This window comes from Kribbella sp. NPDC023855 (assembly GCF_040639475.1).
Lineage (GTDB): Bacteria > Actinomycetota > Actinomycetes > Propionibacteriales > Kribbellaceae > Kribbella.
In genome coordinates, this window is sequence record NZ_JBFAAA010000006.1 from 24,130 (window position 1) to 40,956 (window position 16,827).

The 16,827-nt window shown below is 69.3% G+C and carries 18 protein-coding genes; 15 read left to right on the forward strand and 3 right to left on the reverse strand.

Features of this window, described 5'->3' with window-relative positions; translation table 11 throughout:
- Nucleotides 1-62: 62 nt before the first annotated feature.
- The 10 genes from AB0F51_RS21750 (at nucleotide 63) to AB0F51_RS21795 (ending at nucleotide 9,334) form a co-directional block, all read left to right on the forward strand.
- Nucleotides 63-1,025 (forward strand): GNAT family N-acetyltransferase, encoded by a 963-nt coding sequence (locus AB0F51_RS21750; RefSeq protein WP_360282604.1) that lies wholly within the window; start codon nucleotides 63-65, stop codon nucleotides 1,023-1,025.
- Between the two features lie 55 nt (nucleotides 1,026-1,080).
- Complete coding sequence (locus tag AB0F51_RS21755) at nucleotides 1,081-1,986, forward strand: XRE family transcriptional regulator (RefSeq protein WP_360282606.1); 906 nt, start codon at nucleotides 1,081-1,083, stop codon at nucleotides 1,984-1,986.
- Between the two features lie 117 nt (nucleotides 1,987-2,103).
- Nucleotides 2,104-3,222, forward strand: a complete 1,119-nt coding sequence (locus AB0F51_RS21760) for a S1 family peptidase (RefSeq protein ID WP_360282608.1) — start codon at nucleotides 2,104-2,106, stop codon at nucleotides 3,220-3,222.
- Entirely contained in the window at nucleotides 3,203-3,859 is a 657-nt protein-coding gene (locus AB0F51_RS21765; protein ID WP_360282610.1) for a proprotein convertase P-domain-containing protein, read from the forward strand. Before AB0F51_RS21760 ends, AB0F51_RS21765 begins: the two co-directional genes overlap by 20 nt.
- A gap of 90 nt (nucleotides 3,860-3,949) precedes the next feature.
- Complete coding sequence (locus AB0F51_RS21770) at nucleotides 3,950-5,158, forward strand: GNAT family N-acetyltransferase (protein ID WP_360282612.1); 1,209 nt, start codon at nucleotides 3,950-3,952, stop codon at nucleotides 5,156-5,158.
- Nucleotides 5,159-5,193: 35 nt separating this feature from the next.
- Nucleotides 5,194-5,970 carry a DUF4129 domain-containing protein gene (locus AB0F51_RS21775; RefSeq protein ID WP_360282614.1) on the forward strand — a complete coding sequence of 259 codons (777 nt, stop codon included), beginning with the start codon at nucleotides 5,194-5,196 and terminating at the stop codon, nucleotides 5,968-5,970.
- Nucleotides 5,967-6,500, forward strand: coding sequence for a hypothetical protein (locus AB0F51_RS21780; protein WP_360282616.1), 534 nt, complete (start codon nucleotides 5,967-5,969; stop codon nucleotides 6,498-6,500). Before AB0F51_RS21775 ends, AB0F51_RS21780 begins: the two co-directional genes overlap by 4 nt.
- Nucleotides 6,501-6,507: 7 nt before the next feature.
- Entirely contained in the window at nucleotides 6,508-7,485 is a 978-nt protein-coding gene (locus AB0F51_RS21785; RefSeq protein WP_360282618.1) for a MoxR family ATPase, read from the forward strand.
- Between the two features lie 38 nt (nucleotides 7,486-7,523).
- Nucleotides 7,524-8,783: a DUF58 domain-containing protein gene (locus AB0F51_RS21790; RefSeq protein WP_360282620.1), complete on the forward strand. Its 1,260-nt coding sequence runs from the start codon at nucleotides 7,524-7,526 to the stop codon at nucleotides 8,781-8,783.
- Nucleotides 8,780-9,334 (forward strand): hypothetical protein, encoded by a 555-nt coding sequence (locus AB0F51_RS21795; RefSeq protein WP_360282622.1) that lies wholly within the window; start codon nucleotides 8,780-8,782, stop codon nucleotides 9,332-9,334. Before AB0F51_RS21790 ends, AB0F51_RS21795 begins: the two co-directional genes overlap by 4 nt.
- Here AB0F51_RS21795 and AB0F51_RS21800 read toward each other — a convergent pair.
- A complete protein-coding gene (locus AB0F51_RS21800) occupies nucleotides 9,331-9,876 on the reverse strand; it encodes a TetR/AcrR family transcriptional regulator (protein ID WP_360282624.1) in 546 nt (181 codons plus the stop codon). The two genes, AB0F51_RS21795 and AB0F51_RS21800, sit on opposite strands and share 4 nt — an antisense overlap.
- A gap of 108 nt (nucleotides 9,877-9,984) precedes the next feature.
- Between AB0F51_RS21800 and AB0F51_RS21805 the strand changes: the two genes are divergently transcribed.
- Genes AB0F51_RS21805 through AB0F51_RS21815 form a run of 3 tightly spaced genes read left to right on the forward strand, consistent with a single transcriptional unit; the run spans nucleotide 9,985 to nucleotide 12,182 of the window.
- Nucleotides 9,985-11,412: an MFS transporter gene (locus AB0F51_RS21805; RefSeq protein ID WP_360282626.1), complete on the forward strand. Its 1,428-nt coding sequence runs from the start codon at nucleotides 9,985-9,987 to the stop codon at nucleotides 11,410-11,412.
- Between the two features lie 50 nt (nucleotides 11,413-11,462).
- The gene (locus tag AB0F51_RS21810; protein ID WP_360282628.1) at nucleotides 11,463-11,798 is read left to right on the forward strand and encodes an MmcQ/YjbR family DNA-binding protein; all 336 of its coding nucleotides are present in this window, start codon (nucleotides 11,463-11,465) and stop codon (nucleotides 11,796-11,798) included.
- A 33-nt stretch (nucleotides 11,799-11,831) separates the two neighbouring features.
- The gene (locus AB0F51_RS21815) at nucleotides 11,832-12,182 is read left to right on the forward strand and encodes a hypothetical protein (protein WP_360282630.1); all 351 of its coding nucleotides are present in this window, start codon (nucleotides 11,832-11,834) and stop codon (nucleotides 12,180-12,182) included.
- Nucleotides 12,183-12,312: 130 nt separating this feature from the next.
- Here AB0F51_RS21815 and AB0F51_RS21820 read toward each other — a convergent pair whose 3' ends face one another.
- On the reverse strand, nucleotides 12,313-13,608 hold the full coding sequence (locus AB0F51_RS21820) for a neutral zinc metallopeptidase (protein WP_360282632.1): 1,296 nt from the start codon (nucleotides 13,606-13,608) through the stop codon (nucleotides 12,313-12,315).
- 96 nt (nucleotides 13,609-13,704) lie between these two features.
- Here AB0F51_RS21820 and AB0F51_RS21825 point away from each other — a divergent pair, with 96 nt between their 5' ends.
- Both AB0F51_RS21825 and AB0F51_RS21830 read left to right on the forward strand, forming a co-directional pair.
- A complete protein-coding gene (locus AB0F51_RS21825) occupies nucleotides 13,705-15,396 on the forward strand; it encodes a DUF885 domain-containing protein (protein ID WP_360282634.1) in 1,692 nt (563 codons plus the stop codon).
- Nucleotides 15,397-15,404: 8 nt separating this feature from the next.
- Nucleotides 15,405-16,610 (forward strand): Maf family nucleotide pyrophosphatase, encoded by a 1,206-nt coding sequence (locus AB0F51_RS21830; protein WP_360282636.1) that lies wholly within the window; start codon nucleotides 15,405-15,407, stop codon nucleotides 16,608-16,610.
- Here AB0F51_RS21830 and AB0F51_RS21835 read toward each other — a convergent pair whose 3' ends face one another.
- Nucleotides 16,611-16,820, reverse strand: a complete 210-nt coding sequence (locus AB0F51_RS21835; RefSeq protein ID WP_360282638.1) for an acyl-CoA carboxylase subunit epsilon — start codon at nucleotides 16,818-16,820, stop codon at nucleotides 16,611-16,613.
- Nucleotides 16,821-16,827 lie beyond the last annotated feature (7 nt).

Below are 16,827 nucleotides of genomic sequence, written 5' to 3' on the forward strand. Positions count from 1 at the left end.
ACGCAACCTTTGGGAGGTGGGGTGCATCGGGTAGGTATGACAAAAAACTGTGAAAGTGAGCGATGACGGCGACTGCCGTTCTGCCGGACGGGTTCCGTGTCCGCGCTCCGGAGACGACCGATGCCGAAGGGATCTTTGATCTCATCTCGGCCTACAACACGACACTGGTCGGGTTCGCCGACTGCACGTTGAACGAGGTCGCGGAGAAGATCGTCGAGCCTGGGTTCGGGCGGAGTACGGACGGATTCCTGGTGCTCGGTCGCGACGATGTCCCGGTTGGCTATGGGGCCGCGTTCGCCAAGGGGAAGCACGACTTCGTCGAGATCGAGGTGACGTCGCCGGAGCCGTCGGTGGCAGCCTGGCTCTACGAGCGGACGATGCAGCGCGCGACGGCGATGGGGCGGGCCGGTGGCCACGCCGAGATCACCGTGGACGTTTGGGTCCACCACGACAACGAGCCGCTGCGGGCGTTGCTGTCCGGGAACGAGTTCGACCTCGGTACGACGTACTTCCGGATGCGGATCGACCACGCCGGACCGGTCGTCGCTCCGGCGTTGCCCGCGGGGGTGACGATTCGCCGCGGTGCCTTCGACGACGCGAGTCGCTGGACGGCTCACGAGGTCATCCTGGCCGCGTTCCACGGCCAGTTCGGTTTCGTGCCGCGCCCGCACGACGAGTGGGTGCAGGCTCTCGAGGCCAAGTCGACCTTCGCCTGGTCCCAGCTCACCCTGCTGGAGATCGAGGGCCGGGCCGTGGCGTTCCGCACCTGCGGCGACGAGTTCATCGAGAGCGACAACTGTGGTCACCTCTCGGGGCTGGGCGTCATCGAGGAGTTCCGTGGCCGTGGGCTCGCGACCTTCCTGCTCCGCGACTCCTTCGCTCTGGATGCGGCTGCCGGGCGGGCGGGCACGATCCTGCACGTCGACACGAACAACCCGTCGCGGGCGCTCAGGCTCTACGAGTCGGTCGGGATGGCTCCGACCCTGGTGATGGACGGTTTGCGCCGCACGCTCAGCACCAGTTAACTGTTAAACGTGTGATGCCTTCCGCAGCTGGAACCGCGTCATTAGTGTGCGGACTATGCCGGAGCCACTGCAGGCGGACAGCGAGTTCGCTCGGGTTCTTCGCGCGGCCATCCAGGCCCGTGGACTGGGACTCGAGCGGATTCGCGATCGGCTGCGGGTGCAGGGCATCTCGGTGAGCTTGGCCACGCTCAGCTATTGGCAGTCCGGGCGATCGCGTCCGGAGCGGCGGGATTCGCTGGCCGCGGTTCAGTTGCTGGAGACCGTCCTCGAAGTACCGGCCGGGACGCTGGTGGACTCATTGGGTCCGCCGCGCAGGCGGGGGCGGTGGTTGAGCACGGTGCCCGATCCGCCGGACGTAGCGGCGTTCTGGCCGCGGCCCGACGCCGTCGAGGACGCTGTCAGCGAGGTCGACATCAAGTGGGACGAGCGGCTGACCAGGATCAGTCAGCACGACCGCGTGTTCGTCGGGTCCGACGGCGGCGAGCACTCCTACCACTCCCGCCAGGTACTGCGCGCAGAGGCGGACGGGCCCGACCGCTGGGTGGTGATCATGCACGTGGACGAGCACGACCGCGCGTTGCCCGAGATCCGCCCGTTGCGGCACTGCCGGCTGGGTCGCACCGTACTGCGTCCCGCGGACGGGCTGCTGGTCGCCGAGTTGCTGTTCGACCGGCCGCTGCGCAAAGGCGAGACGGTGATCACCGAGCACGAACTGGTGAATTCCGCGCCGTATCCGCCGGCCACCAACTACGAGCGGAAATTCCGGTTGCCGGTACGCGAGTTCGTGCTGGAGATCTGTTTCGATCCGGACCGGCTCCCGGTCACCTGCGAGCGCTATTCCCGGCTGGACGAGGCCGACGAGCTCGCCGTCCAGGTGGAACCGCAGGCATCGGTCCACGGTGTCGCCCTGAACTTCGGTCCGGGCCGGTACGGCTTCCGCTGGACCTGGCCTGCACACTGAAGTGAAGTGTTGAGGCTTGAGCCTTAACTGTGAAAGGTATTCGGCGCATATCGGTGCCGTGAATTCGTTCCTAGGGTCGCCGCAACCCCTCGATGTGCGAATTCAAGGAGAACACCGATGACAAGGCGCAGAATGACGGTCGGCGGAGCCGCGGTGATCGCCGCGATCGCGGCCCTGGTCACCGTCGGCGGCCCGGCGACTGCGGACCAGCAGCAGGCAGGCGGCGCAGTGTTGGCCGGCGGCAACAAGCCGCTGGACCAGCAAGCGGTGCTGCATCAGCTGTCCGGCAAGTTGCCGAAGTCCCCGAACCAGGCCGGCCGGTGGATTGCCGACGGCAAGTTGATGGTTGCGGTGATCAACGAGCAGGAGGCCGCCAGGGTGCGGCAGGCGGGCGCGACCCCGAAGCTCGTCACCCGCAGCCAGGCCCAGTTGGAGGAGCTGCTGGCCAAGGTCGACAAGATCACCCGGGCCGACCGCGGGAAAGGCTTGCAGAGCTGGGGAATCGACCCGGTCAGCAACAAGGTGGTGGTGAAGGCGCGTGGCGCGTACGACGCGCTCCGCGGGCTCGGCGACGGAGTACAGGTCGTCCAGGTCGCGACGAACTTCCGGCAGCAGGCCGGTGAGGTGAATCCGGGTGATCCGTGGTGGCCGGGGAGTGAGTCCAACTGTTCGGTCGGGTTCCCGGCGACGGATGCTCAAGGCAACAAGCACTTCCTGACCGCCGGGCACTGCACCAACGACGCGAACCAGGCGGCGTACGGGGCCAGTGGGCAGAGCAACAAGCTCGGTACGTCGAATGTCGGTGGCAGCCGCAGTGTCAACGCCCCCGAGGGCGACATGGGTGTGGTGGCCGTGACCGAGAGCGGCTGGACGATCTCCCCGAACGTCAACACCTGGGGACAGCCGGCCGTCACGGTCAGCGGTTCGGCCGAAGCGATCGTCGGCGACACCGTCTGCCACTCCGGCAACACCGCGCCGAACTTCGAGTGCGGCAAGGTCCGGGCGGTGAACCAGTCGATCGACTACGGCAGCGTGGTGATCGACGGCCTGACCACAACCGACGCCTGCTCCCAGGGCGGTGACTCGGGTGGGGCATGGTTGCGCGGCGACAAGGCGGTCGGCCTGCATTCGGGCGGCAACAGCAACTGCGTCGCCAACGACGACAACTCCATCTTCCAGCCGGTGAACGAGGCCCTCACCATGGAATCTCATTCTGTTGACCGGCACGCCAAGTGACGACACGGAAGCACCGACCACACCGGGCAACCTGCGCGCTACCGGTACGACGTCCAGCAGCGTCTCGCTGGCCTGGGATGCCGCCACCGACAACGTCGGTGTCACCGGGTACGACGTCTATAACGGCGGCACCTTGGCCGCCACTGTCGCTGGCACGACGGCCACTGTGTCCGGGCTGACCCCGGACACCAGCTACTCCTTCACCATCCAGGCGAAAGATGCTGCTGGCAACAAATCGGCGGCGAGTCCGGCCGTGACCGCACGGACGCAGCCGGGCGATCCGGGTGGCGGCCGGACGTTTGCCAACGGCACCGACTATCCGATCCGGGACTTCCAGACCACGATCAGCCCGATCCGCTCGACCGCGACCGGCCAGGCGGCGAGCCCGTTCAAGGTGACCGTGGAGGGCAACCACACCTGCCTCGAGGACCTGAACATCAGCGTGGTCTCCCCGAGCGGCCGCTGGTACTACCTGCAGCGGTACGGCGGCAGCACTTGCCACCCACTACCGGCCAGCAAGACCTACACCGTGACGCCGGTCGGCACCGAGAACGCCACCGGAATCTGGAACCTCCGCATCGGCGACAACGGTCCCGGCGACACCGGAACTCTCACCAACTGGTCGATCACCCTCTGATCAGGGCTTCTGGCCGGCCTGGGGACAGCCGGCCAGGACGCCCCTGGAAAATCCCGGCGGCCGTCTGGTCCGGTCTGATAGGGAGGGGGTATGACGATCGAGATCGGGCGGTTCGACGGTGAGTGGGACGAGTTGCGGCAGGTCATCGACCTGGCCTTCTCGGCCCCTTGGAGTGAGGCACAGCTGGAGACCGAGAAGCGGGTCTGGGAGCCCGACCGGTCGGTCGTCGCCACCGACGGCAAGGACGTGGTCGGGCACGCGGGTGCCTTCGGTTTCAGCATGACCGTCCCGGGCGGTCAGGTGCCCGTGGCAGGCGTGACGATGGTCGGCGTCCTGTCGACGCACCGCCGTCGCGGCATCCTCCGGGACCTGATGCGCCGCCAGCTGACCGGCCTGTACGAGGCGGGGGAGCCGCTGGCCGTGCTGACCGCCAGCGAGCCGGTGATCTACGGCCGGTTCGGCTACGGGCTGTCCTCCGATCATCAGCAGGTCACCATCAAGCGGGTCTCCCGCGAGCTGCGCAAGGTCGCCGGGGTCGAGGACGTCCGGCTCCGGTTCGCCGATCCGCAGGAGTCGCTGGCGCAGACCAGTGCGTTCCACAACGCCGAGGCCCTGACCCGGCCGGGGATGTTCCAGCACAACGAGAACTTCCAGTACTACGTGACGCACGACAACGTGACGACCGCGCTCCAAGGCGCCTCTCCGCTGCGGTGCGTGCTGGCCGAGCGGGACGGCGAGCTGGTCGGCTACACGCACTACCGCACCCGGCGTACCGACAAGGGATTCGTTGATGTGGTCCGGGTGCACTCGGCCGACCTGGCCGCCCATGTCGCGCTCTGGCAGTTCCTGCTCGACCCCGACCTGCTGGGCGAAACGACGTACGAGCACCTGCCGTCCGACGACCCGCTGCTGATGCTGCTGGTCGACCCACGCGCGGCGCGCGCGACGACGCTGGACGGGCTCTGGGGCCGGGTGGCGGATGTCGGCAAGGCACTGGCCTCGCGGACCTACGCCGAGGAGCTCGACGTCGTACTGGGCATCGAAGACGACTTCCTGCCCTGGAATGCCGGCTCCTGGCACCTTGCGGGCGGCCCGGGCGGAGCGACCTGCGAGAAGACCGACCGGAGCCCGGACCTCGTGCTCGGCGTGCGCGAGCTCGGTACGGCGTACCTGGGCCGGCCGTCGCTCGGTCTGCTGGGCGCGGCGGGCCTGGTGGAGGAGCGGACGGAGGGCGCGCTGGCCGTGACCTCGCGGGCCTTCCTGTCGCCGCGGACGCCTTGGCTGGACACCGGATTCTGACCCGGTAAGGCCTTACACCGAGCTAGTCTTCCCGAATGCAGCCGAGCCGTCGTAGCGCGTGGGCGGTGGCGATCGTCCTGATGCTGGGAGTCGCCACGATCGCGCTCGTCGTGCTGGCGTCCGCGGGTGGCAGCGTCCGGCCGTACAGCGAGAGCACCGCGACATCGGCGCCCCGGCCGCTCCCGACCCAGACGGCAGGCCAGGTGACGCCGCCGCAGCAGTCGCCGGCGTCCAGGAAAGAGCCGAAGGCGTCCGAGATGCCTGCTTGGGTCAAGGCGGTCTGGCAGGCGGTGATCTACCTCATCGGGGCGGTGATCCTGCTGCTCCTGGCCTGGGCGCTCTACCGGACGCTCAGGCAGGTCGAGCTACCGGTGGCGGAGCGCTCGGACACCGACTGGGAGCGGGTGAAGGTCGACCGGCTGGCCGACGCGGTCGAGTCAGGCCTGGCCGCCGTCGACTCCGGTACTGCGACCGACGGCGTGATCGCCTGCTGGGTGGCGCTCGAACGCGCGGCTGCCTCGGCAGGCGTGGGCCGGCAGGAGTCCGAGACGCCGGCCGAGTTCACGGTCCGGGTGCTCGGCGTGGGTGGCGTCTCCGAGCCCGAGCTGCTCCGGCTCGCGCAGCTCTACCGTGAGGCGCGGTACTCGACCCATGGCTCGAGCGAGGAGGCGCGCACGCAGGCACGCGCAGCCCTCGTCCGGCTCCGCGACGAGCTCGCAGCGGCGATCGCCCGCCGAGCCCCAGCCGCGCCGGCCGCAGGACCGGAAGCAGCAGCCGCGCCGGGAGCAGCATCGGAGGAGGGGCGCCGATGAGGCTGCAGCTCGGCTCGACCAACAAGCTGGTGCTGCAGCACCTACTGCTCGCGGCCGTCGGCAGCATCGTGCTGATCGTGGCTTTCGGGCTCGCCGGGACGCAGCCGCGACCGCTGTGGTTCGTCGCGATGGGCCTGGCGATCGGATTCGGTTCAGTGGCGCTGCGGCTGGTCGTGCCGCAGGTGCTGGAGACCACCTGGCCGGCCCGGTACGACGAGAAGCTGGCGGCCCGGCGCGGCCGCAACAGTGACAACCGGACCCAGTTCCTGGCGACCTGGGTGCAGGAGTCGAACCGGGAGCGCAGAGCCGGCGAGGGGTCGATGACATTCGCCCGCCGGATCCAGCCGTTGCTGCTGGAGCTGACCGTCGACAGGCTGGTGCACCGGCACGGCATCGACCCGCAGCTGGAACCCGAGCGGGCCCGCGCGGTGGTGGGCGACCACCTGTGGGACCTGATCACCAGTACCGAGGCACGGACCGCGACGCTCGCGGAGATCGAAGTGGCTGTCCAGACCATCGAGAAGCTGTGAGGAACCCGTGACTGATGAGCTGAGCCTCGGCGAGGTGTCGGCGTTGAGCCGGAAGGTGCTGGACCGGGTCGGCGAGGCAGTGGTCGGCAAGGGCGACGCGCTCGAGCTGGTGCTGGCCGGCATCCTGGCCGGCGGGCACGTGCTGCTGGAGGACTACCCGGGACTGGCCAAGACGCTGGCCGCGCGGTCGTTCGCGCAGGCCCTCGGGCTGGAGTTCCGCCGGGTGCAGTTCACTCCGGACCTGCTGCCCTCCGATGTCACCGGCGCCTTCGTCTACGACCAGCGGGACTCGCAGTTCGTGTTCCGGCCCGGTCCGATCTTCACCGGCCTGTTGCTGGCCGACGAGATCAACAGGACGCCACCGAAGACGCAGGCCGCGCTGCTGGAGTCGATGCAGGAGCACCAGGTCACCGTTGAAGGCGAGACGTTCCCCCTGCCCGTGCCGTTCCATGTGCTCGCGACGGCCAACCCGGTCGAGTACGAAGGCACCTACCCGCTGCCGGAGGCTCAGCTCGACCGGTTCATGCTCCGGATCGGTTTCGGCTACCCGAGCGCCGCCGAGGAGTGGGAGGTCCTGCAGCGCCGCATGAGCCGCCGCTCGGAGGACCAGCAGGTCGAGGCGGTCACTGACGCGGCCGGGCTGCTCGCGGCGCAACAGGCGATCGAGAGAGTCACCGTCGACGACACTGTCGGCCGGTACTGCGTGGAGCTCGCTGCCGCGACTCGCCGCGACTCCCAGGTACTCGTCGGCGCCTCGCCCCGTGGCTCGCTGGCCCTGTTGCTCACGGCTCGCTCGTACGCCGTCATCCAGGGGCGCGACTACGTCGTACCGGAGGATGTGAAGGCGGTTGCTACTGCGGCGCTGGCTCACCGGATCACTGTGCGGCCTGAGCTGTGGCTGCATGAGGTGACTGGAGCCACTGTCGTTCGTACTGTGCTGGGATCGGTGCCTGCGCCGCCTACTGTCGCGGGCGCCCGGCAGTGACTTGGGGGCCGACACACGCACAGATCAGGGCGCTCGCTGTGGCTGCCGTCCTGCTGCTGATCGCTGTGCTGGGCCGCCGGCCGGACATGGCAGTGCTGGGCCTTCCACTGGCCTTCCTCGCCGCTTGGGGTCGGTACTTCCGGCCGCGTGAGAAGCCAGTGCTCCAGACCGAGCTGGACGCCGACGTGCTGTTCGAGGGACAGGCCACGACGTACCGGCTGAAGGTTGCGGACGGACTGGATCCTGACATCGACCTGGTCGTGATGGCCTTGGTGCGGTCGCCGTGGTTCCGCTACGACCCGCCGCAAGCCGCCGTGGCCGAGCCGGTCACAGAGGGCGCGGTGACCGTCGAGGTAGGCGTGCGCTCCGAGCGTTGGGGCCTGCGGGAGCTGGAGCACCCCCATGTCATCGCTACCTCCGTGCTGGGGGCCTACCGGGTACAGGTGACGTCTCCCGCCGCTGTGGCGGTCAAGACGTTGCCACTGCGCGCCGGGTTCGAGGCAGTGGACGCAGTACCGCGTCCTGCCGGGCTGGTCGGGCTGCATCGGTCCAGGCGGCCTGGTGAGGGTACTGAGCTGGCAGGGGTCAGGCCGTTCCGGACCGGCGACAGGTTGCGCCGCATCAACTGGAAGGTGTCGGCCCGGACGCGCGAGCTGCACGTCACGTCGACCTGGTCCGACCGCGACACCGAGGTCGTCCTCCTGCTCGACTCCGGCACGGAGGTCGGCGTCAGCGAAGGCATCGACGGCCGATCGAGCAGCCTGGACACAGCCGTTCGCGCAGCAGCCTCCATCGCCGAGCACTACCTCCGGCACGGCGACCGAGTCAGGCTGATCGACACCGGTACGACGGTCGGCGGTGTCCGCGCTGGGAGCGGCCGGGCCCACCTGCGGCGCATCCTCGACGTACTGGTGCACGCGGATCGCGGAGGACGCCAGCACGACGAGAACCAGCTGGCCAGGCGGCACCGGATCCGCTCGGACAGCCTGGTGATCGTGCTCAGCCCGCTGCTGCGCAAGGCGATGCTCGGGTACATCGTCACGTTGGTCCACTCGGGCTGCACGGTGATCGCGGTCGACACGCTGCCACCGGACGCGGGCGACGTGATCGACGTGGCCGAGCACGACGCGAAGGCCTGGCCGCTGGCCTGGCGGCTCCGCCTGCTCGAGCGGCGCGCGGAACTCGACCGGCTGAGCGACCTCGGCGTACCGACGGTCGGCTGGCGCGGCGCCGGGACACTGGACGAGGTACTGCGGGACGCGGCGCGGGTGGCCTCGGCGCCGAGGATGCGGTCATGAGCTCGGCGGTCAAGATCAGCCAGTGGCTGGCGCAGCTCCGGGCGACCGACCTGGCAACCTGGCTCGCCCGGTCGGCGATCGCGCTGGCAGGCATCGTGGCACTCGTGCTGCCCGGCCTGCAGTCGTGGGACCAGATGGACGCGGTCTCGGTGGTGGGATCGGTCTTGCTGGTCGCCTGTGTGGTGCTGCCGGACTCTCTGGCCGCACTGATGTTCCTGCTGGTCATCTGTCTGGGCTGGTTGCTACGGGCTCCCAACGAGTTGAGCTGGGCACTGGTCGTCACCGGGATCGCCTTGCTGACAGTGCATCTGGCCTCCGCCTTCGCCGGCCAGATCCCGTCGTACGCGAGGGTGGACCGGCGGGCATTGCGAAAGTGGTTGCTTCCGGCAAGCATTGCGCTGCTGCTCGGCCCGGTCGTCGCGGTGACGGCCGGCCTGATCCGCGGCGCCGGCGTACCGGGCTCGCTCGTCGTCACCGTGCTCGCGCTCGGGACCGCGACGGCAGCGATCTGGTACGCCTCCGGACAGTCGGTCGGGGAGTCCGGCAACTAGTCCTTGGTGCTGAGGCTGGAGAGGAGTTCGGTGGCCCAGCTGCAGGAGACCGGGTTGGGCCCGGTCACCTGCATCGCGGCCATCACGGTGAGCAGCATGCCGGTGGCCATGAACCGGGTGACCTCCTCCGGCGTCGCGCCGGTGAGTTCGCCGACCACCCGGTGGATCCGGCCGAAGCGCTCCCGGACGGCCTCGCCGATCACGGGGTCGTTGCTGGCCGCGAAACCGTGCAACAGGACCACCAGCAGCTCACGCTCCGGGATCAGCTCGTTGTAGGACTCGCCCAGGCTGGCCAGTGAGCCTTCCCGGGCGCCGGCCTGCCGAAAGGTCTCCTCGATCCGGTCGCAGACCCGATGCGTGGCGGCGAGGAACAGTTGCTGCTTGGTGCCGAACAGCCGGATCACGTAGGGCTGGGACACCCCGGCCAACCGGGCGATCTCGTCGGTCTTCGTCCCGGCGTACCCGTTGGCACCGAACGCCACCACCGCCGCCTGCAGGACCTCTTCACTGCGCTCGGCCGCGGTCAGCCTGGTCTTCGTCATGCGGTCCTCTCCACGATCACCGGTCTGTTCGAATCAATTGACATGTTATCAGTCAATGCATACCTTGATCTGGAGTAAGTTATCAGTCGATAACAACAAGGAGCCGCAATGAGTAGGACCGCCCTCGAACCCGCCGGCCGGGCGCCTGACCACAAGCCTGCCGACGAGCCCGCCGTACGGCGCTCGCTGGGCACCGTGCTCGCTGTGGTGGGCATCCCGATGTTCATGGTGACGCTGGACAACCTGGTGGTGACGAACGCGCTGCCGGTGATCAAGGCCGAGCTGGGGGCCTCGCTGACCGACCTGCAGTGGTTCATCAACGCCTACACGCTGTCCTTCGCTGCCCTGCTGCTGACCGCGTCGGCCATCGGCGACCGGCTCGGCCGGCGGCGCGTCTTCCTGGCCGGCATCGCGCTGTTCACCCTCGCCTCGGCGGCCTGCGCGCTGGCCACCGAGCCGTGGATGCTGATCGGCGCCCGGGCGATCCAGGGCGTCGGCGCCGCCGCGGTCATGCCGTTGTCGCTCACGTTGCTCGCGGCCGCCGTACCGGCTCGTCAGCGCAGTGCCGCGATCGGCATCTGGGGCGGGATCTCCGGCCTCGGTGTCGCGGTCGGGCCGGTGGTCGGCGGTGCGGTGGTCGACGGCATCAACTGGCAGTGGATCTTCTGGCTGAACGTGCCGATCGGCCTGATCGCGATCCCGCTCGCGGCGCGGGTGCTGACCGAGTCTCGCGGTGGTGCCCAGAAGCTCGACCTGCTCGGCCTGGTGCTGTCCGCGAGCAGCGTGCTCGCCATCGTCTGGGGTGTGGTGCACGGTGCCGACGACGGCTGGACCTCGGCGAGGATTCTGACCGCGCTGATCGGTGGCGGCGCGCTGCTGGTCGCCTTCATCGCCTGGGAGCACCGGGCACCCGCGCCGATGCTGCCGCTGCGGTTGTTCCGGACCAAGGCCTTCAGCGTCGTGAACGCCACCGCCTTCACCTTCTCCGTCGGCGTCTTCGGCTCGGTCTTCCTGCTGGCGCAGTTCTTCCAGATCGTGCAGGGCTACACGCCGCTGGAGTCGGGCGTGCGGACCCTGCCCTGGACGATGGCGCCGATGGTGGTCGCGCCACTGGCCGGTCTGGTCGTCGACCGCGTCGGTGCCCGCACTTTGATCGCGACCGGCCAGGTCTTCCTGGCGAGCGCGCTGGCGTGGATCGCCCTGATCACCACGGTCGACATCGGCTACAGCTCGTACGTCGTCCCGTTCGTGCTCGCCGGGGTCGGAATGGGACTCACCTTCGCTCCCTCGGCCAGCATCGTGATGGCGAGCTTCAGCGACGCCGACCGGGGCGTCGCGTCCGGTACGAACAACACGATCCGCGAGGTGGGCGTGGCGATGGGAGTCGCCGTCCTGGCCTCCGTCTTCGCCTCTGCCGGCTCCTACGCCAGCCCCACCGAGTACGTCGAGGGCCTGGTGCCGGCCGTGTGGGTGGGTGCCGCGATCGTCGCAGTCGGCGCACTACTCGCCTTGCTCCTGCCGGGTCGCCGTCGCTGATCTTCCGATAGCCGGGACGGATTGTCCGTCCCGGCTATTACTGTGTCGTCGTGCTAGACGCAGACGACGTACGCAGGATCGCGCTGTCCTTCCCCGGAGTGGTGGAGAAGGAGCGTTGGGGTCATCCGACCTTCGACGTGGCGGGCCGGATGTTTCTCACCGTCCCTGACGACCAGACCTCGTTCGCCGTGCGTTGCCCCCGACTCGAACGCGCCGAACTCATCGCCGCCGAACCGGAGAAGTTCTGGGTGCCACCCCACGAAGCCGGCTCAAGCTGGGTCCGCGCCCGGCTGGCCGCCCTCGAAGACGCCGCCGAACTCCGCGACATCCTCCTCGACTCCTGGCGGCAGGCAGCCCCGGAGTCGCTCGCCGAAGAGCTCACCTAGTGTCCTGAGCCCGGTTGTGGGCACTGGAGTGACATGGCGAAGTACGAGGTCAATGAGCAGGCGGTGGAGTACGCGAAGCGGCTGATCGAGGGCCGGCAGTACGTGCTGGACAGTGACTGGGGTGCGGTCCAGCCGGGGGCCGAGGCGGAGAACAAGTTCCTCGAGTCGCACTCGTGGGAGGAGTACGGGCAGTGGCATCTCGGGCTGACCGTCGGGGCCAATGACGAGACGAAGGCCCGCCACGCCTTCGTGTACGGCGATCTGCGGCGGCTGCACCGCACCGGGCTGATCGCCTGCGTCTACCGGGCCTCCGAGTGGCGGCACAAGAAGATCGAGCTCGCCGCCCACGACCTGCTGCAACTGCTCGACGCCAAGACTTCCTAGCGCTGCCGCCGGGGTCGGTGCGCTGCTGCTGCGTATTCCTGTGCCGCAGCAACAGCGCACCTTGCCTCAGTGCGCTCAGTGCCCTGAGGACACTGGTTCATCGGGGCACTGTACCCGGGTGGACGGGTCCTTAGCTGACGTTCTTCGGTGACGCTGCGAAGGTATTGCAGCTGGCCGGGTTGGCAGTGATGAACGAGCGCCCCATGAAGTACGCCTGACTCGCCTTGCTGCCGTGGGTGCCCTGCTCGGGCTTGTCACCGGACGTGACGACCCACTTGTTCCAGACCTGCAGCATCAGCCCGTTGATCGGGTAGCTGCGCTTGTTCGCGCCCAGGAAGACGCCGGCCAGACAGTTCGCCTGCAGCTCGACCCGCCGGGTCTGCCGCAACCGCGAGTCGGTGTCGGGCAGTTCGTACTTGACTCGGTGCGACGCTTCGAGGATGCCGGTCACGGACTGCATGGCGTGCCCGTACTCGTGGGCGATCGACCGGGAGTACCACATCCGTGCGTACGCCTTGTCCTCCGCGCCGGGGTACTCGTTGTACACCTTCACGAAGTTGTCGGCCTTCATGTACATCATGTGGTTCGTGGGGCAGTAGAACGGCACCGGCACGGCGCCGTCGCCACACGGGGTGTTCACGCTGACGCCGGACCAGAAGAGCATCGACGGCGCCCGGAACTGATAGCCCGTCAGCGCGATCTGGCGCGCCCACGCGCGGTCCAGGCAGGGCTTGACCGCGGCCCAGTACCTGGCGGCGTTGGCGAGCGTGTTCGGCCTGACGCTCGGTTCCTTGCAGTTCACCGTGCGCATCGGGCCGGTCGTGTAGAGCTTGTTCTTGGCCAGGATGACGAGGTCCGAGGCTCCGGACGGCGTGGGCTGCGAGGTCGCCGTGCTGGTCGGCTCCGTCGTGGTGGGCTGCTCGGTGGCCGTCGGCTCCTCGGTCGGCTCCGGTGATTCGGTCGGCCCGGTGGTCGTGGCGCGGTAGCTCGGCTCGGTCGTGGTCGGCTGGGTGTAGTTGTTGTCGGCGTTCTTCTTGATCACGCCGAAGATCCACAACCCGACCACCAACGCGCCGACGATGCCCAGGATCGCGAACAGCGGCGCCTTGGACTTCTTCCGCGCCGGCAACTGCTGCTGCCAGCCCGGCTGGAAGCCCGGCCCTTGGAAGCCCTGGCCCTGGAAGCCTTGGGGCGGGTAGCCCTGCCCGGGCGGGAAGCCGCCTTGCGGTGGGTAGCCCTGAGGACCGCCCTGGCCGGGCGGCGGAGCGAACTGCGGGCCCCAGCCGAAGCCCTGCTGCCCCTGCTGCGGCGCCACCGACGGCGGCCCGTACTGGTACGGCGACTGGCCGGGCTGCTGCTGGTAGGGCGGCTGCTGGTTCTGCGGGTAGGGCCCGCCTGGCTGCTGACCGTATGGCGGCTGCGTCAACCCCGTGTCCCTTTCACTGACGTCAGCGTCGTTCCACTGACGAGAGAGCGACACAGTACCGGCATCGCGGATCACGCGCGCGGTAGTGTCGGTGTGGTGACGGATGCCACCACACCGAACAGCCCCATCGACCAGATCTCCGAGCGGTACCTCGAGGCGTACGCCGAGCTATCGCCGGCCGAAGCCACCTTCATGGGGATCCAGGGCCACGACCACCGGCTGCCGGACCTATCGCCGGCCGGCTTCGAGGCGCTGATCGACCTGAACCGCCGGACGGTCGCCGAGGCATCCGCCGTCCAGGTGGCGTCGCCGCGTGAAGAGGTCGCCAAGGACGGGCTGCTGGAGCGGCTCGGGCTCCAGCTGGAGAGCTACCAGGCCGGCGTACCGCAGCATCAGCTCAACGTGATCTCCTGCGAGGCGACGCACATCCGCCAGGTCTTCGACCTGATGCCCACCGCGACGCAGGACGACTGGGAGACGATCGCGATCCGGCTCAACCAGGTCGGTACGACGCTCGACGGCTATCGCGAGACCCTGACCGAGCAGGCCGGCCTCGGCCGGGTGTCCGCGGCGCGTCAGGTCAACGCGCTCGCCGAGCGGATCGCCAGCTGGACCGGCGCCGACGGTGACGACTTCTTCGCCGGGCTGGCCGCGCAGGCGCCCGACTCCCCGGTCAAGGCCACCGTCGAGGCGGCCGCTGCCTCGGCCCGCAAGGCGTACGACCAGTTCGGGCAGTGGCTGGCCACCGAACTGTTGCCGCAGGCACCGAGCCGGGACGCGTGCGGCCGGGAGGTCTACGCGCTGGCCTCGCGGGAGTTCCTCGGGGCAGCCGTCGATCTCGAGGAGACCTACGCCTGGGGCTGGCAGGAGCTGGCTCGGATCGAGGCCGAGATGGAGACCATCGCGGCCGCGCTGAACAACGGCGACCGCAGCATCGCGGCGGTCGCCGAGCTGCTCGACAACGACCCGGCCAGGATGATCCACGGCAAGGATGCGTTCCGGGACTGGATGCAGCAGCTCGCCGACGCCGCTGTGCAGGAGCTGGCCGGCACCCACTTCGACATCCCGGCATCGATCCAGCGGATCGACTGCATGATCGCGCCGACCTCCGACGGCTCGATCTACTACACGCCGCCGAGTGAGGACCTGACCACCCGGCCGGGCCAGATGTGGTGGGCCGTGCCGAACGGCGTCGAGGACTTCGCCACCTGGCGCGAGGTCACCACCGTCTACCACGAAGGCGTGCCCGGGCATCACCTCCAGGTGGCCCAGACGATGCTGCGGACCGACCTGCTGAACCGCTGGCAGCGCGTCGGCAGCTGGGTCTCCGGCCACGGCGAGGGCTGGGCCCTGTACGCCGAACGGCTGATGGAGGAGCTCGGCTATCTCGAGGAGCCGGGCGCGTGGCTCGGCATGCTCGACGGCCAGGCCTTCCGGGCCGCCCGGGTCGTCGTGGACATCGGGATGCACCTGGAGCTGGAGATCCCGGCGGACAACCCGTTCGGCTGGCGGCCGGGCGAGCGGTGGAACGCGGAGTACGGGTTCGAGTTCCTGCGGGCGCACTCGCGGATGGAGACCGAGTTCCTCCGGGCGGAGCTGCTCCGGTACCTCGGCTGGCCGGGGCAGGCGCCGTCGTACAAGGTCGGTGAGCGGATCTGGTTGCAGGCGCGCGAGGACGCGATGCAGCGCAAGGGCGCCGACTTCGACCTGCGGGCTTTCCACCGGGACGCGCTGAACCTGGGCTCGATCGGCCTGGACCCGCTCCGCCGCGCCCTCGCCAAACTGTGAGCGCCCCGATGACTCCTGAGCCGGCCCGGCCGCGGTTCGTCCTCGCGTCGGCGTCGCCGGCTCGCCTGAAGACGCTGCGCAACGCGGGTGTCGAGCCCGAGGTGATCGTCTCCGGCGTCGACGAGGACCACGTCACCGCCGACAGCCCGGGCGAACTGGCCCGCACCCTCGCGGTGCTGAAGGCGCGCGCGGTCGTCTCCACGCTGGACGACCACGCGACCGTGCTCGGCTGCGACTCGGTGCTGGAGATCGACGGCGTCGCCTACGGCAAACCCGGTACGCCGGAGGTCGCGCGCGAGCGGCTCCGGATGATGAGCGGCCGGTCCGGCATCCTGCACACCGGGCACTGCCTGTTCGACACCTCCACCCGGCAGGAGATCCGCGAACTCGCCTCCACCACGGTCCGGTTCGCCGACCTCACCGAGGACGAGATCGACGCGTACGTCGCGACCGGCGAGCCGCTGGTCGTCGCGGGTTCGTTCACCGTCGACGGTCTCGGCGGCCCGTTCGTGGCCGGCATCGAGGGCGACTACCACAACGTCGTCGGCATCTCGCTGCCCTTGGTCCGCCGGATGCTCGCCCAGGTCGGCATCTCCTGGCCAACCCTTTGGGCACCCCCGCGCACGATCCAGTACGACGAAGCCGAAGCCGCCCGGTACGACGAGTCCCGCGGCGGCCCCGAACGCGCCCAGGCCGCGGCCGACGCGATCCTCGAGCTGCTCCCCAAGGGCGGCCGCGTTCTCGAGCTCGCGGTCGGCACCGGCACCGTCGCCACCGAACTAGTTGCCCAGGGCAACCTGGTGCACGGGATCGACCTGTCGCCCGCGATGCTCCGGCACGCCCGCATCCGCCTCCCCGGCCATGTCGCCAACGCAGACGCCGCCCAACTCCCGATCGCGGACCGCCGCTGCGACGCAGTACTGGCGATCTGGCTCCTGCACCTGGTGGACGACAGCGACCGGATCCTCGCCGAGGTCTCCCGGGTACTCCGCCCCGACGGCGTCTTCATCACCACCACCGAGAAGCGCGAGTCCTCCCGCTACGCGACCGGCCGCACACCCGACGACCACCGCTCGGAGGACGCGCTACCCGTCCTGGTCGCCCGCGCCGCGCAGTACGGACTCCGCCTGGACGGCGCCACCACCTTCCCCGGCCCGTCCTACGGCAACTCCCCGGCCCCGCTCTACCCCTTGGTCAGATTCCGCCGCCACTAGTTACGGGTGGGCGCTGGCGCGCCAGGCGTTCGGGCCGGGGTGGAGTGGGCGGGTGTGGTTGCGCCAGTAGGTGGCCCAGTTGCTGGCGCGGTCCGTGCTGGTTGACGGGGCCGGGACGGCGGCTGAGCGGGCCGAGACGACGGCCAGCAGGGCGGCCAGTTCCTCGGGAGTCGGGTCGCCCTTGGCGATCCGGAGTACGGGTTCGGTCATGGCGGGC